13 protein-coding genes and 13 tRNA genes are annotated in these 12134 nt (G+C 67.4%); 9 read left to right on the top strand and 17 right to left on the bottom strand.

The genetic code is table 11. The features are described from left to right. Positions 1–1116: 1116 nt before the first annotated feature. From BLW32_RS14710 to BLW32_RS14645, 14 genes are all read right to left on the bottom strand, one after another. Positions 1117–1189 (bottom strand) — tRNA-Ala (locus tag BLW32_RS14710). Positions 1190–1521: 332 nt separating this feature from the next. Beyond that, a tRNA-Asn gene (locus tag BLW32_RS14700) sits at positions 1522–1594 on the bottom strand. A 293-nt stretch (positions 1595–1887) separates the two neighbouring features. Next, positions 1888–1963, bottom strand: a tRNA-Ile gene (locus tag BLW32_RS14695). A 404-nt stretch (positions 1964–2367) separates the two neighbouring features. Further along, positions 2368–2450: transfer RNA gene (locus BLW32_RS14690), tRNA-Leu, on the bottom strand. 4 nt (positions 2451–2454) lie between these two features. Beyond that, positions 2455–2530 (bottom strand) — tRNA-Asn (locus BLW32_RS14685). Between the two features lie 132 nt (positions 2531–2662). Then, positions 2663–2735, bottom strand: a tRNA-Gly gene (locus BLW32_RS14680). A 280-nt stretch (positions 2736–3015) separates the two neighbouring features. Next, a tRNA-Thr gene (locus BLW32_RS14675) sits at positions 3016–3091 on the bottom strand. A 74-nt stretch (positions 3092–3165) separates the two neighbouring features. Then, a tRNA-Thr gene (locus tag BLW32_RS14670) sits at positions 3166–3237 on the bottom strand. A gap of 230 nt (positions 3238–3467) precedes the next feature. Then, positions 3468–3542 (bottom strand) — tRNA-Gln (locus BLW32_RS14665). A gap of 107 nt (positions 3543–3649) precedes the next feature. Further along, a tRNA-Gln gene (locus BLW32_RS14660) sits at positions 3650–3734 on the bottom strand. 15 nt (positions 3735–3749) lie between these two features. Next, positions 3750–3835, bottom strand: a tRNA-Leu gene (locus tag BLW32_RS27625). A 146-nt stretch (positions 3836–3981) separates the two neighbouring features. After that, positions 3982–4052, bottom strand: a tRNA-Gly gene (locus BLW32_RS14655). A gap of 393 nt (positions 4053–4445) precedes the next feature. After that, positions 4446–4664, bottom strand: a complete 219-nt coding sequence (locus tag BLW32_RS14650; RefSeq protein ID WP_068740045.1) for a hypothetical protein — start codon at positions 4662–4664, stop codon at positions 4446–4448. A 94-nt stretch (positions 4665–4758) separates the two neighbouring features. Continuing rightward, positions 4759–4831: transfer RNA gene (locus BLW32_RS14645), tRNA-Lys, on the bottom strand. Positions 4832–5265: 434 nt separating this feature from the next. On the opposite strand from BLW32_RS14645, the gene BLW32_RS27120 reads away from it, so the two are divergent. The 8 genes from BLW32_RS27120 (at position 5266) to BLW32_RS14605 (ending at position 8719) form a co-directional block, all read left to right on the top strand. Continuing rightward, positions 5266–5778: a recombinase family protein gene (locus BLW32_RS27120; protein WP_139286182.1), complete on the top strand. Its 513-nt coding sequence runs from the start codon at positions 5266–5268 to the stop codon at positions 5776–5778. Between the two features lie 110 nt (positions 5779–5888). Next, positions 5889–6422, top strand: coding sequence for a hypothetical protein (locus BLW32_RS14635; protein WP_068740041.1), 534 nt, complete (start codon positions 5889–5891; stop codon positions 6420–6422). Positions 6423–6469: 47 nt separating this feature from the next. Next, the gene (locus tag BLW32_RS14630) at positions 6470–6844 is read left to right on the top strand and encodes a hypothetical protein (RefSeq protein ID WP_139286181.1); all 375 of its coding nucleotides are present in this window, start codon (positions 6470–6472) and stop codon (positions 6842–6844) included. Next, complete coding sequence (locus tag BLW32_RS14625; protein WP_068740037.1) at positions 6841–7122, top strand: cyclic-phosphate processing receiver domain-containing protein; 282 nt, start codon at positions 6841–6843, stop codon at positions 7120–7122. Before BLW32_RS14630 ends, BLW32_RS14625 begins: the two co-directional genes overlap by 4 nt. A gap of 54 nt (positions 7123–7176) precedes the next feature. After that, a complete protein-coding gene (locus BLW32_RS14620; RefSeq protein WP_139286180.1) occupies positions 7177–7509 on the top strand; it encodes a hypothetical protein in 333 nt (110 codons plus the stop codon). Between the two features lie 364 nt (positions 7510–7873). After that, complete coding sequence (locus BLW32_RS14615; RefSeq protein WP_139286179.1) at positions 7874–8110, top strand: hypothetical protein; 237 nt, start codon at positions 7874–7876, stop codon at positions 8108–8110. Between the two features lie 100 nt (positions 8111–8210). Beyond that, a complete protein-coding gene (locus BLW32_RS27620) occupies positions 8211–8414 on the top strand; it encodes a sigma factor-like helix-turn-helix DNA-binding protein (RefSeq protein ID WP_068740031.1) in 204 nt (67 codons plus the stop codon). A 2-nt stretch (positions 8415–8416) separates the two neighbouring features. Continuing rightward, complete coding sequence (locus BLW32_RS14605) at positions 8417–8719, top strand: DUF6247 family protein (RefSeq protein WP_068740029.1); 303 nt, start codon at positions 8417–8419, stop codon at positions 8717–8719. A gap of 25 nt (positions 8720–8744) precedes the next feature. On the opposite strand, the gene BLW32_RS14600 is transcribed toward BLW32_RS14605, so the two are convergent. Continuing rightward, entirely contained in the window at positions 8745–9401 is a 657-nt protein-coding gene (locus BLW32_RS14600; RefSeq protein WP_068740027.1) for a Fic family protein, read from the bottom strand. A 180-nt stretch (positions 9402–9581) separates the two neighbouring features. Here BLW32_RS14600 and BLW32_RS27615 point away from each other — a divergent pair, with 180 nt between their 5' ends. Then, the gene (locus BLW32_RS27615; RefSeq protein ID WP_156486370.1) at positions 9582–9719 is read left to right on the top strand and encodes a hypothetical protein; all 138 of its coding nucleotides are present in this window, start codon (positions 9582–9584) and stop codon (positions 9717–9719) included. A gap of 65 nt (positions 9720–9784) precedes the next feature. On the opposite strand, the gene BLW32_RS14595 is transcribed toward BLW32_RS27615, so the two are convergent. Further along, on the bottom strand, positions 9785–10288 hold the full coding sequence (locus BLW32_RS14595) for a hypothetical protein (RefSeq protein ID WP_068740025.1): 504 nt from the start codon (positions 10286–10288) through the stop codon (positions 9785–9787). A gap of 91 nt (positions 10289–10379) precedes the next feature. After that, on the bottom strand, positions 10380–11846 hold the full coding sequence (locus tag BLW32_RS14590) for a type IV toxin-antitoxin system AbiEi family antitoxin domain-containing protein (protein ID WP_068740023.1): 1467 nt from the start codon (positions 11844–11846) through the stop codon (positions 10380–10382). Positions 11847–12134: the final 288 nt, after the last annotated feature.

Genomic DNA, 12134 nt, shown 5'->3' with positions numbered 1-12134 from the left:
CCCCCATCGTGGACCGCGGCCGACGAGGCCGATGGCCAGGTGATGCTCGAACACGGCCTCGAGGGGCGTGGTTGCCAAGCGCCTGTCCTCGCGCTCTTACCGGCCCGGTGAGCGCTCCCCCCGACTGGATCAAGCAACCGTTGCGGGTCAGCGCAACGGTTGTGGTCCCCGGGGTGGATCGGGACACCGGGAGATCTCGAATCACTGCTCGCTCGCAGCAGTACACCCCGCCAGCGGGTGGCTATGTCAAGTTGGTCTGGCTCCAACCAGGGCGGTGTGATTTGGCCCCGACTGTAGGCGGGTGGCCGCGTTTGGTCGTAGGTTCGTGGATGTGGATGGGGAGGATGATCTGCAGATGCCTTCTCGGCGGACGGTCGTTGTCCCGTCAGGGTGGGATCGGGCTTCGGTGTGCGCGTATGCCGAGCATGTGATCGCTCGGGATACCGGGGCTTAGCAGTCATCTGTGGGTGCGGGTGAAGTTGCTTGAGGAGCAGCAGCTCGAGGATCTGACGTCGCGGTGGTCGGTGTCGTATGTGGTTCACCGGCACCGCAAGGCGTTGTCGATTGTCACCGATCCGACACAGTCAGGCCCGAGGGCGCCCTAACTTGGTTGTGGTGGTGTCGGCTGCGAGGGGATCGGTAGAGGCGGTGTTCGCCGTCTGAGTATCACGGGCATCGTCGTGGATGGCGCGCATGGGAGGATCGGTTTTGAGGCTGATTCCTCCACTGAGTAGCGGTGCGATATCGAGTGCTCTGACTAGGTTTTATGCGCTCTGGCAGATCAGGGCCTGTGAAGCGGCGGGGAGGACTTGGAGGTGTTCGCGGAGCACCGTCGACAAAACGCGGTGAAGACACAGAGCGCGGCGTCCAGGAACGCCTCACGTCGGCTTCGTCGGCGAACGTCGGCCTCCACACATCGATACGTACGCTGCGTCGGAGCCATGACGCCACAATAGTCACCCCGCGCACCCGCCACCATCACGGACTCGCCGGACCAGCCTCATGGCCAGTCAAGCATTTCGTCATCTGCTGGACCTCCCAACGCTCAGAACCCCCGGGGCCGGCGATCCGGGGGGGGGCTCCTAGCTGACAGCAGTCAGAAACTCATCATATCTGTGGAGGCTAGGGGATTCGAACCCCTGACCCTCGCCTTGCAAAGGCGATGCTCTACCAACTGAGCTAAGCCCCCGTGTGTGGTTGTGCACCCGCTGCTGGGCACCGTCCCACCGCCAAACTACGACCTCGTGACGGACATGTCCACCACAGCATCCCTGCTGGTCAACCCCTTACCAAGCCTGTCAGCTGGAGATAAGATTCGAACCCCTGACATCCGCCTTGCAAGGGCGGCGCTCTACCAGCTGAGCTAAGTCCCCGAAGGGCGGGCTTGACGGACCCGCATGTGGGTAGGCCGGCGCGGCCGAAGGGCTTGGCACCTGAGTTTGTCCTACCACCGCTCCACTCGTGCAGTGCACCCTCGAGGCGCGCAACCAGTGGAGATGTACGGTCCACCGCCGCACACTGCTCCCCGAAATGGATTCGAACCAATGACCGCTCGATTAACAATCGAGAGCTCTGCCGACTGAGCTACCGGGGATTGATTGGGGCTGAGACTAGACCCGCAAATAACGACCTCTCGTCGGATTATTGTTTCCCGACTTGTCCACGATGTTCCCACCGTAGTCGTCACGCCGGGCTGCTATCGGCAGCCACTCGTAATGCCACGACCTACTCCGCAGGTTTCGTTTCGTTCGAAGGCCGCTAAACCTCCGAGCTGCTCTACCGCCTCACGGACACCCGATCGCCTTGCGAGCTCACAGGTGCCTCGATTCCCATAACGAGTCGAGGATTACGGCGCTTTCGGCCGTGGCAGGGAAAGTCTTTCGCTTTTGGATAAACACGCCGGAATTGAACCGACGACCCATCGTTTATCAGACGATTGCTCTGCCAATTGAGCTAGTGTTTGGTCGACTGAGGATGTGCTTTCCCGCGAAGTTCCGTGGCCTTTTGGGACACAGAATGCTTCACACCCTCGCGCTTGGCCGCCAAGCCGCTGCGCTCTTGCCCGTGCACCGATCCGCCGACCGGATTCCGTTCGCATGGGAACCGCCCTCGCCTGGCGAGCTCGGACTGAGTTCCCTCGCACCCCGCGGGCGGACCTCGTTCGTCGACGGGCGGAGCGCCTGCGTAGCGTCCGCGTCCGGGTGAGCACTTGCCGTCCCCTTCTCCGTCTGAACTCGGCCCGCTGTTGCACCCGGTCACCCGGGTACCCCTTGCAGGAGCCGTGCATGGAGTACCGCTCACGCGGCGGCGGGATGTCACACCCACCTTTCCCGGGGTCACCCCCGGTTATCGAGCCATGCCTCGTTGTAGCCGCCGGGGGACTTGAACCCCCACGCCCCGAAGGACACTGGCACCTGAGGCCAGCGCGTCTGCCATTCCGCCAGACGGCCATGTTGGTGTGCGGGCCGGGATCGAACCGACGACGCCCCGATCAATGGTCGGGAGCTCTTCCACTGAGACTTACCGCTACGACGACCTTCGGCGCCGGGACCGTTCTGCCGGGGTCCAGCCGTGCTCCTGTTCAGCGGTCAAGGATCGCCGCGGCGCGCGCGAGGTATGCGCACCGTTTGCCCTGGGCCTCATGCCGGGCTGGCGTTCCTAGAGCGGATGACGGGATTCGAACCCGCGACCCTCACCTTGGCAAGGTGATGCGCTACCAGCTGCGCTACATCCGCATGTGCCCACCCGGCGCTTCGGCGCCGGACGTCCACCCCCGTTGGTGCGACCTCCGAGGTCGGGACTGGGCCAGCCCCCACGCGCGGGTGATCATGTCGCACGCGTGCTTACAGCCGCGCCGCGAGAGGCGGGCGGTCGAGTTGGGGCGGCGTGGAGTTTCCGACGGGGTGCACTCCCGCTTGCACGTCTCAGGGTTGCCCCATCCTGCCCGCGCCGCCTCGGGGAGCCGTGTCTGACGGTTCCACACCCGCTCGCGTAGCGGTTGGTCACCGACAACCGTGGAGCCACCATCGGGGATCGAACCCGAGGCCTCCGTCTTACCAAGACGGCGCTCGTACCACTGAGCTATGGCGGCGGTGTGAGGCGAAGCTCTCGCCGCTAGAGCCGATCCGGCGTCCGGCCTACTGTCGGCGTCCAACGATCGGATTGAGCCCCGGGTCGGGATTGAACCGACGACCGTCCGCTTACAAGGCGGAAGCTCTCCCACTGAGCTACCGAGGCAGGTGCCGGGGCGGTACACCCCTCACGTGAGTTCGGGGCACCCGGCGTCCCACCGTCTCTGTCGGGTGGGAGTTTGTGCGCCGCGCCTCGCGTGGCTGTGGAGAGGTGGTGGCGGGCATGCGGGCGGGCCTATAGCCCGCGACATGGGGTAGTCGCGGATTCCCCGCGCACCCGCCACCCGCGACAGCAACTGCTCAGCGGGCGATTACTCCGCACAGACACTACCGCGTTGGCTGCCTCGCCAGGACTCGAACCTAGAATTCCTGAACCAGAATCAGGGGTGTTGCCAATTACACCACGAGGCAAGGAACTCGAGGTTGACGTACTCGAGTACCGGCCCCGGATTCTTGGGACCGACGCGCTCACCGAGGGAACGTATCCCCGCGAGCTGTCCGCATATGTACCGACTCTGCTGCCCCGCCAGGGTTCGAACCTGAACAAGCGAGTTCCGTCTCCCGAACCAAAATCGGGCGTGTTACCAGTTACACCACGGGGCAAGGAGGAACAACGGGTGGCCCCGAGGGGCTTCGAACCCCTACTCCCCGAGGGGACGCCGAGGTTTGAGCTCGGCAGGTCTGCCAGTTCCCGTCACAGGGCCGTGTAGGTGGTCGGCAGTGATCCGGTACCTGGCGCCGACCGTGAAGCTCCATCCGCTACCGCTAGGCTGCCGGCATGGCCGACCGAGGTCTCTAACCTCGCGATGGGAGGGCCTTCCTCTGCCCTTGATCGCCGTCGCGATCACCGAGCGGACGACGGGAATCGAACCCGCGTGGCCAGTTTGGAAGACTGGGGCTCTGCCATTGAGCTACGTCCGCATGCCCCGGATTGTTGCGCCCGACGGGGACCACTCGGTATGCGAATTTGTAGCCTGCCGCCAGCACGAGGCGGCTCCGGGCTGGTCAACGGCTCCCTTTCGCCGCCGCGTCTCTCCGCGGTGCCACACCGAAGTGTCGGTGTCCCTCTCTGATTCGACCCACCCGAAGGTGTCCTACCCTGCACCGTGCCGCTCACCGTTGGATGCCTCTACTGAGTGAGCAGGTTGTCGTTTCGCGGTGAGAAGCCGCGCCTCCTCGCTTGCGGCGAGGACCCCGCCTTGCGAGCAGGGGGATGGGATCGGTGCAATCGAGCTGTGGGGCGGTCGGCGGTACATCTCACGCCTATCGGCGCCGCCCAGGCGCCCCTACCGGGTCTGATCCCGGAAGTCTGTGTCAGTCGCCGAACGCCTTGTTGATCGCGTCTCGGACCGCTGCGGATGAGCTGGCGGCCTGCTCGAGGGCGAACTGGCGGTTCTCCTCGAACTCAGCCTGGTTCTCGCTGGCCCCGAAGTCGGCTGTGTACTCCTCGAACTCGACCCGCACCCCGTCGACGAACACGCCGATGGAGCAGTCGCCGTCGCTGTAACGCTGGTGGACCACCTCGATCTTCACGCGGTCTTCCTCTCTGGCAGAGGCGCGGCGGTCGCGCCGGCACGCAGGTTGCCAGGAAGGGGGGCGATCCCCGTCCTGAGACACGAATCGATTGTGCGCCATCAGGGACTCGAACCCCGGACCAGCAGATTAAGAGTCTGCAGCTCTACCGACTGAGCTAATGGCGCGAAACTGCGACGCGGGGGGAGCGGCCCGAAGACCACCCCACCCGCGCCGAGTTGCCCGATGGGCGCCGCGGCCGCGAGGGCAACGACGCATCACCGGTTGCCGGGTGCATGGCGGCACCCGGCGCACCGCCCTCTCTCGGGAGGATGACAGCCCAAGCACGTCTGGCTGACCGGTCAAATTCTTCCGCAGAAGACCCGGTCGCCGAGGCGGCGTGAGTCGTCACCCGAGCAGGGCGGCGCATCACACACTCTGAAGTTCTCAAGTGGCAGGCAACACCCGGCCTGAGCTGGGCGTCGCTGTCGAAGCAGGCGCGATTTCTCGTTCCCGATTCGACGATGGGTGCAACGCTACGTGAGCGCTCGCGAGTAGTCAACAGTATTTATCGAGTGCTCATCAGTGGTCATTGAGAGCTCGTGGAGCTATGCTCTTGCGCATGACGACGATGAACCTGAAGGAGTACGCGCCGTGGCACGGCATCAGCTATGCCACCGCGCGCCGCTGGTTCGACGCCGGGACCCTTCCGCACCCCGCACGCCGAGAGGGCCGCAGGATCGTGGTGGAGGTCCCAGACGAACCATCCTCGCCCGAGCAAGCTCCAGCGCCGAAGCCGAAAACGGCTGCCTACGTGGCGGGCCGAAGTCCCGAGGCCTGCTCGAAGCGCGTCGACGCGGTCCGCGCTTGGGCTGATGCGCACGGGATGCGGATCGAGACCTCCGCGGCTGACGATGACGGCTCCAATCAGCGGCTTCTCGAACTGCTCGCCGACCCCAGCGTCACCCGCATCATCACCGACCGCGTCGGCTTCAATCGCGACTTGATCGCCGCCGCCCTCGCCGCCCACGGGCGCGAACTCATCACGACCTCGGTGCAGAAGCAGCAGCAGCAGAAGCAGCCCGAGAAGAACTCACAGAACCAGCCCCGGATCGCCCAGAGCGCCGGGGCTTAGTTGTGCCCGAAACCGCTGGGCATGAAGCTCCTCGCACCTGACGCTGAGGTCGCAAGAGCACGACGCGCCGCTCACGCGCACTCGTCGGCAAGGCATCTACCCTGGCCGGCATGACTGAGCAGTTCACCCTCGTGGGATCCGGCCGCACCTTCGCCGCCGTGCGGTTCTCCGACCCGTGGGACGGTTGGGCGGTCCCCGTCGTCACCATCCAGCAGCTCACCGAACTCGTCGAGTCGGTTCCTGGTGCGACGCTGCGCTGGGACGGTGACGTCGCCGTGGTCAACGAGGAGCGTTACCCCGCCGACGGCGACGGCCTGTACCTCCTCGAGGCCGGGTTCGAGCTGCTGAAGGTTGTCCCCGATGGGGCGCCGCCGTTCACGTTCACCGGCGATTGGCACAGCGCCGGCGCGTACCGCTGCTGGGGCTTCGACAAGCCGTGGAACGGCTGGGACACCCCGATCGTGGACCGGGAGACCCTCGAAGCCGTCGTCGGCGATCTCGACGACGACAGCCTGCGGTGGGACGGTCAGGTCGCCGTGATCCGTCGCGAAGGGGAGAACGAGCAGGTCCGGCTCGAACCGGACGCCGGCGGGAAGTACCACCTCGGGGAGCTCGGCTGGTGCTTCACCAGCGCGGACGGGTAGCGGAAAACCTGTCGCCGTCGATGGACGCCAAGTGCCACGATCACGAGATGCCTGAGCTCTGCGACTGCGATCGCCGCGACCACATCGACTCGCCCGATGGTCGCTGCACCAACCCGTCGATCGCCAGCGAGGAGGCCGATGCCTCGCACGCCCACTGGAGCCAGTGCGGATGCTGCATGGCCGACTGCCCGGACGTGCACCCGACGCCGACGCCGGGCTTCTTCGAACCTGCGCCCGGTAGCGCGAGCATCGCCGCCGAGCACGTCGCCACGTTGCCGGCCGAGGAGCAGGCGCAGCTGCGGGCACGGGAAGCCGCGGGCGAGATCCAGATCCGCCCGCGGGCGGAGATGCTTCCGGAGGGACTGCGAGTGGAGATCCTTCGTGGTGCCCGCAGGCACTCGCGCGACGAGGACGAGGCGTGAAGCTCTTCGTCGACGACCTCCGCGCCCCGCCCGACGACACCTGGACCGTCGCGCGCACCAGCGCCGAAGCACTCGCGATCCTGCAGGCTGGCGCCCAGGTCGACGAGCTGAGCCTCGACCACGACCTCGGCGGCGAAGACACCAGCCGGCCGATCGTGCTGCACCTCGCCGAGCACGGCGGCTGGCCCGCGACGGTGCGTGTGCACTCCGCGAACCCGGTCGGTGTGGAGTGGCTGGCGGGCATGATCGAGCGGTACGGGCCCGGCGCCACCCGGTAAGTGCTGGCGCGCCTCGTCGCTCATCTGCGGGCGGCGTGTGTGAGCCTGCCCGGCATGGACACCACCAGCTGGCCGATCCCGGACGGACTCTCGCCGAAGGGCCGCTCGGCCGCCGAGACGATCCTCGCCTACCTCACCGAGACCGGACGCACGTACCACGGCGGGGGCGGCAGGTTCTACACCCCGCAGGAGTGGGTCGATCGAGGCGAGGAGTACGGCACTGACTCGCTGCTCGTGATCACCCATGACGGCGGCGATCACGCGCCGGTCTTCAACTACGCCTACGACGAGCCGGAGCTCGGCGAAGAACTGCGTCGGAAGCTGCAGCCCTTGGGGCTGTTCGTCGAGCAGTGCACGTCCTGGTCCAGCGCTGTCTACGCCATCTGACCTGCCTGAACGCTCCTGATCGAGGCCCCTCATCCGGCGATCCTGAGGTGCTGCCTCTGCAACCGAATGCGACGGCCGAACAGGGCGCTTGCGCGCGCCTGAAGCACGTCCAGCACGAAGGTGCCCAGTCACCCGCAGAAAATGCGCGATGACCGACGAGAAGTGTCTTTCCCGCAGCAGCTCCTCCGTTCGTGCAGGTAGAGCAGTTTTCGCTCGACGTCCACGGCGCGGTATGTGGCTGTAGGCGCAGGTCAGCCGTTCGGGCTCGGGTCCGCGAGGATCAGCGGGGGCACGTTCGACGTCGCATCTGGAACGTCGCATGGATCCGCGAGAGGATCAACGGGGGCATGGGAAGGGAGTGGGCATGGCTTCGAGGTTCGAGACTCCAGCCGCTCAGGAGGCGTTCGCCTTCGGTAACTGGTGCCTCGCCGCCGCTGGGCACACCGTGTCGAGCCCGTCCGCCGACGCCGACCTGCGCAGTGCGATCGAAGGGTCGATGAGCTTCGACGAGGCCGTCGAGCGGGCGTACATTCGCGCCACACGCCGGGTGACCACCGACCTCGAGGACACGCAGGTGGTGCCTTGTAGTGTCTTGGAGTAGCGGTCCGTTGCTGGAGCAACGGTTGCGAGTCGCAGTTGGGCGACCCGGTGGCCCAGGCAGTCAGGCACCCAGGCCAGACTTCGCACTGAAAGGGCGCAGCGTGAACGAGGAACAGGCACGACAGCTCCTTACAGACGTCCGAGCCGAGTCCACCGCGGCACAGACCATCAATCGGATCGTCGAAGAGCGCCGGCGCGAGGCTGTGCTCGCCGTCGTTGAGTCGGGCATGAGTCAGTCCGAGATCGCTCGACAGCTCGGCATCACCCCGTCTCGTGTGAATCAGATCATCAACAACAAGCGCTGACGGTGGATCTCCCCGAGTACATCCGCGTCGAGCGCACCGGGCCGGCGATCCGCGACGCGCTCCGAACCGCGGCGCCGGACGAGCTCCCGGACTTCGACGCCGAGTTCCGCATCGCGCTGGCAGAGGCCGACGACGACTTCGACACCGCGCGCATCGACCGGGTGCTGAACCGCTGGTGGGCCGTCGCGCACCTGCGCTTGAACCCGCCCACGGCCGAGGAACGCGAGCTGGTCGAGCGCGTCGCCGCCGGCGATCTGACCGGGACCCTCACGCGCGTGAACGGGCAGCGGGTGCGGCATCCATGACCTCGCTCCGCCGCAGATGCACGCGTCAGAGCGGCGTGATGCCCTGCTCGCGCAGCATCGCCTCGACGGGCCCGTTCTCGTCGTGGATGTACGCGCGGGCGAGGCGGTCGTTGAACTCCTTCGCGACACCGGGGTCGGTCGCGTCTACGGGGACGGTCAGGACCGCGCGCTCGCCTGAGCCGAGCAGCACCGCGTTGGCCGTGAAGAGGGCCGTGCGCTTGTTACCGTCGCCGAAGGGCTGGGCCTTCGCCAGCGCGACGAACAGGGAGATCGCTTGGTCGCGAACTGCGGCCTTGGCGAGAGCGCTGTCGATCACCGCCTGCAGGGTGGCCTGGTCCTGGGCCGGTGGCTGGTGGCGGCCGTAGACCGTGTCGACGCCGATGCTCGCGTCGGCGCGGCGGAACTGGCCGGGCTCGATCGACCCGCTGCGGGTGAGTGTCGCGTTGAGGCCGCGGACGAAGTCGGCGTCCACGCGGGCCCCGAGGTGGTCGATCACGTACTGGGCGGCATCGCGCAGATCCTCGAGGAGGCTGAGGTCGTGGCGGGAGGTGACGCCGTCGAGGTTGCCCGAGCGGAGGAAGTTCTCCGTGTCGAGCCGGCCGGTGGACAGGCCGTCGAAGACCTTGCCGGAGGAGTACACCACGCCGGCGAGGTCCGCGACGGTGAGGTTCTCGTTGCCCATGGCGTGTCAGCGTAGTTGGCGGGGGGCGACGGTGCGTCCTCCGGCGCGCGGTCACCGGCGAGGCGATGCTGCGGTCGCAGACCTTCTGACCTGCGCTGATCGGCACAGACTTGCGTACCGTTTCCCATACCTCATACTCCTGCGACCCGGGACGTCCGGGTCGCCACGAAGGAGGCACCCATGCACCGCAACACCGACCGACTGATCTGGCTCATCCCCGTCCTGATGCTCTTGATCGCGCTCGACGGCTGGTTCTTGCACTGGACCGCCAGCTCCGCGGTTCTGCACTTCGGCATGAGCATGCTGGGCCTCGGCTGACGCCCCGCATTTGAGGCCTGCTTTGAGGGAGGTGCCTGACGAACACTTCCCCCAAAGCGGGCTGTTCACCGCAGCTGCTGCCCGGGGCGGATCCACACCAGCACGGACTCCGCGCCGGCCGCCCGGGCGAAGCAGGTGCGGTGCTGGCCGATGATCGAGGATCCCGACGAGTTCGTGTGCAGCCGGACCAGGTCATCGGGCGCGAGAAGCCAGCGCGCGAGCCGGCGATCGGTCTCGTCGAGCTCGAGCCACTGCGGGAGATCAGGGAATCGGTCAGCCACCTCCGGATCGTTCCAGCCGAACCGGTCCAGCAGCGCGAGCGCGGCGGCCTGGGCGCGGTGGATGTCGCCGCGGTGCATCGGGCACAGCCGGTTCGCCCGCTCGCGCAGGTCTTCGCGGGCGTACGCGGCGGCCATCGTCTCGTCGGTCGGCTCGACGCCGCGGGGGAGCAGGCCCTTGATCGCGTCGCGGGAGTAGGGGCATTCGGAGACGCCGCGCTCGTAGGTGGTGCGCCGGGCCATGGCGTGCGGGTACGGGAGCGTGGACAGTGGACGTAGTTCGAAGGGCATGCGTGGATCATCGGCGACCGGCGGCATCCGCCGCCATACTTCCCGAGGGTAGTGCGGGGTTCAGGCGCCTGAAGGACGCGACACGTGCAGGTCAGAGACCGCACCCAAGTTCGCCCGTGGCGGCCGCGGTGGTCACCGACATGCCATGGATCTCGGTGACGTCCTCGGCGGCGAGCGGTCTGGTGCGGTGCGCGACGACGTCGACGCGGTTGATGTGGCGCGTCTTCGATCCGAGCGCCAGGTGGTACGGCGCCGCGGGAGTGCGGCCGGCGTGCAGGTCGAGAGCGGTGGGGCCGGTGATCACCTCGCGCAGGGTGCCGACGCGTTCGTCCATCGGGGTGCGGGTGTCGGCGGCGTACCAGGCTGCGCGGAGCCGGTGCAGGCCGGTGAGTGCGCGGGCGCTGGTGGTGTAGACGCCGCGGTTCGCGGTGCGGCGGATCAGGCCTTCGGCGACGAAGGTGCGCAGCTGTTGCGGGTTCACCCCGTGCCGGCCGACCTCTGCGGTGGTGACGAGACCGTCGTGGGTGCGGGCGACTTCGGTGATGATGTCGCGGGCCTCGTCGATCGCGGTGCCGGCGAGCGGCGTGGCGGCGGGCGCGGCCGCTCGTGCTGTCGTGGGGGCCTCGGGCGCGCGCAGCCGGATTCGTTCCTGGCGGGTGTCCTCGAAGAGGGCGATGCGAGCGCTGGTCGCGGCGGAGAACCGGTGCAGGTAGGCCTGCGCGTCGATGGCCGCAGCGATCCGGTCTGGGGCCGAGAGTGCCGTGCAGGCGTGGGTGAGGGCGTCGACGTAGAGGTCGGTGATGGCGGTGCGGTTGTCGCTCTTGCTGATCTGGATGCGCCAGAACCCGACGCGGTGCCAGTCGACGCCGAGGATCGCGGACCGGACGAGGGCGGGGTTGGCGCCGGTGCGGGTGAAGAGGTCGACGAGGATCTGCCGGGTGTCGTGTTTGGACCAGGGGTTGCCGAGCACGTAGCCCAGGCGCGTGGGGACGTCGCTCCAGTCGGCGCCGGCCGCGACCGTGGACGCGAGGAGACGCGACACGGCCTGCTCAGGGTGCGGGCGGTAGGTGCTCATGAGGTCGACGATCGCGGTGCCGACGGTCTGCACCGGGAGGCCGTCGACGTGGGTGAGCTCGTCGGGCTCGATGGGCTGTCGGTGGGCGATGATGCCGGGCCGGTTGATCAGGCGGCTGGTGGAGCCGAGAACGAACTCGAAAGGTTCGGCGGGTTGGCGGCCGGCGTGCAGGTCCAGGGCCGTGTGGTGGGAGACGATGTTCGCCGCTTGGTGCACGCGTTCCCATGGCGGGGAGGTGAGGTCGATCGAGATCCACGCCGCTTGCAGCCGGTCGCGGGCGGAGAGGAGCTCCGGCGGGAAGACGGAGTACACGCCGCGGTAGTCGCTCGGGTGGACGGTGCCGCGCTTGCTCGCGCGGAAGAGCGCTTCGGGGTGGATGCCCGCGGCCGCGGCGGCGCGGGCGGTGAGGATGCCGCGGCCGCGGTAGGCGAGCCGGCGGATCGCGGTGTCCGTCGCGGCGACGGTCTCCTTCGATCCGGTCACGGCTTCTACCCTGGCAGAGCGCATGGAGTGGAGGTTGACGACGCGCTGGGGAGAACCGGGATGCGTGGCCGGCGATGCGGGCGGGACCGGGCATCTGGCGGCGACGCTGTGACCGAGACATCACGATTCGGCGTGAGTCGGGGCGTCCACTGGATGGCCTGACAACAAGTGCGGGCAGGGCGTCGTCGGCCTCCTGAGCTGCAAGTTTCCGGGCTAGTGCGGTACGTGACGGCAATTCAGGATCGCGAGCTCCGAGTGTGTCGATTGCGTAACGGTCGTTCGCGGGGC

Origin of the sequence: Tsukamurella tyrosinosolvens (assembly GCF_900104775.1) — a bacterium.
Lineage (GTDB): Bacteria > Actinomycetota > Actinomycetes > Mycobacteriales > Mycobacteriaceae > Tsukamurella > Tsukamurella tyrosinosolvens.
This window is presented reverse-complemented; position numbering and strand designations above follow the sequence as displayed.

Bases quoted from the DNA above. Each gene is read 5' to 3' on its own strand.
- BLW32_RS14595 (WP_068740025.1), bottom strand. From the start codon at position 10,288: ATGCCCTTCGAACTACGTCCACTGTCCACGCTCCCGTACCCGCACGCC.
- BLW32_RS14630 (WP_139286181.1), top strand. From the start codon at position 6,470: ATGCCTGAGCTCTGCGACTGCGATCGCCGCGACCACATCGACTCGCCC.
- BLW32_RS27120 (WP_139286182.1), top strand. From the start codon at position 5,266: ATGACGACGATGAACCTGAAGGAGTACGCGCCGTGGCACGGCATCAGC.
- BLW32_RS14615 (WP_139286179.1), top strand. From the start codon at position 7,874: ATGGCTTCGAGGTTCGAGACTCCAGCCGCTCAGGAGGCGTTCGCCTTC.
- BLW32_RS14635 (WP_068740041.1), top strand. From the start codon at position 5,889: ATGACTGAGCAGTTCACCCTCGTGGGATCCGGCCGCACCTTCGCCGCC.
- BLW32_RS14620 (WP_139286180.1), top strand. From the start codon at position 7,177: ATGGACACCACCAGCTGGCCGATCCCGGACGGACTCTCGCCGAAGGGC.
- BLW32_RS27615 (WP_156486370.1), top strand. From the start codon at position 9,582: ATGCACCGCAACACCGACCGACTGATCTGGCTCATCCCCGTCCTGATG.
- BLW32_RS14600 (WP_068740027.1), bottom strand. From the start codon at position 9,401: ATGGGCAACGAGAACCTCACCGTCGCGGACCTCGCCGGCGTGGTGTAC.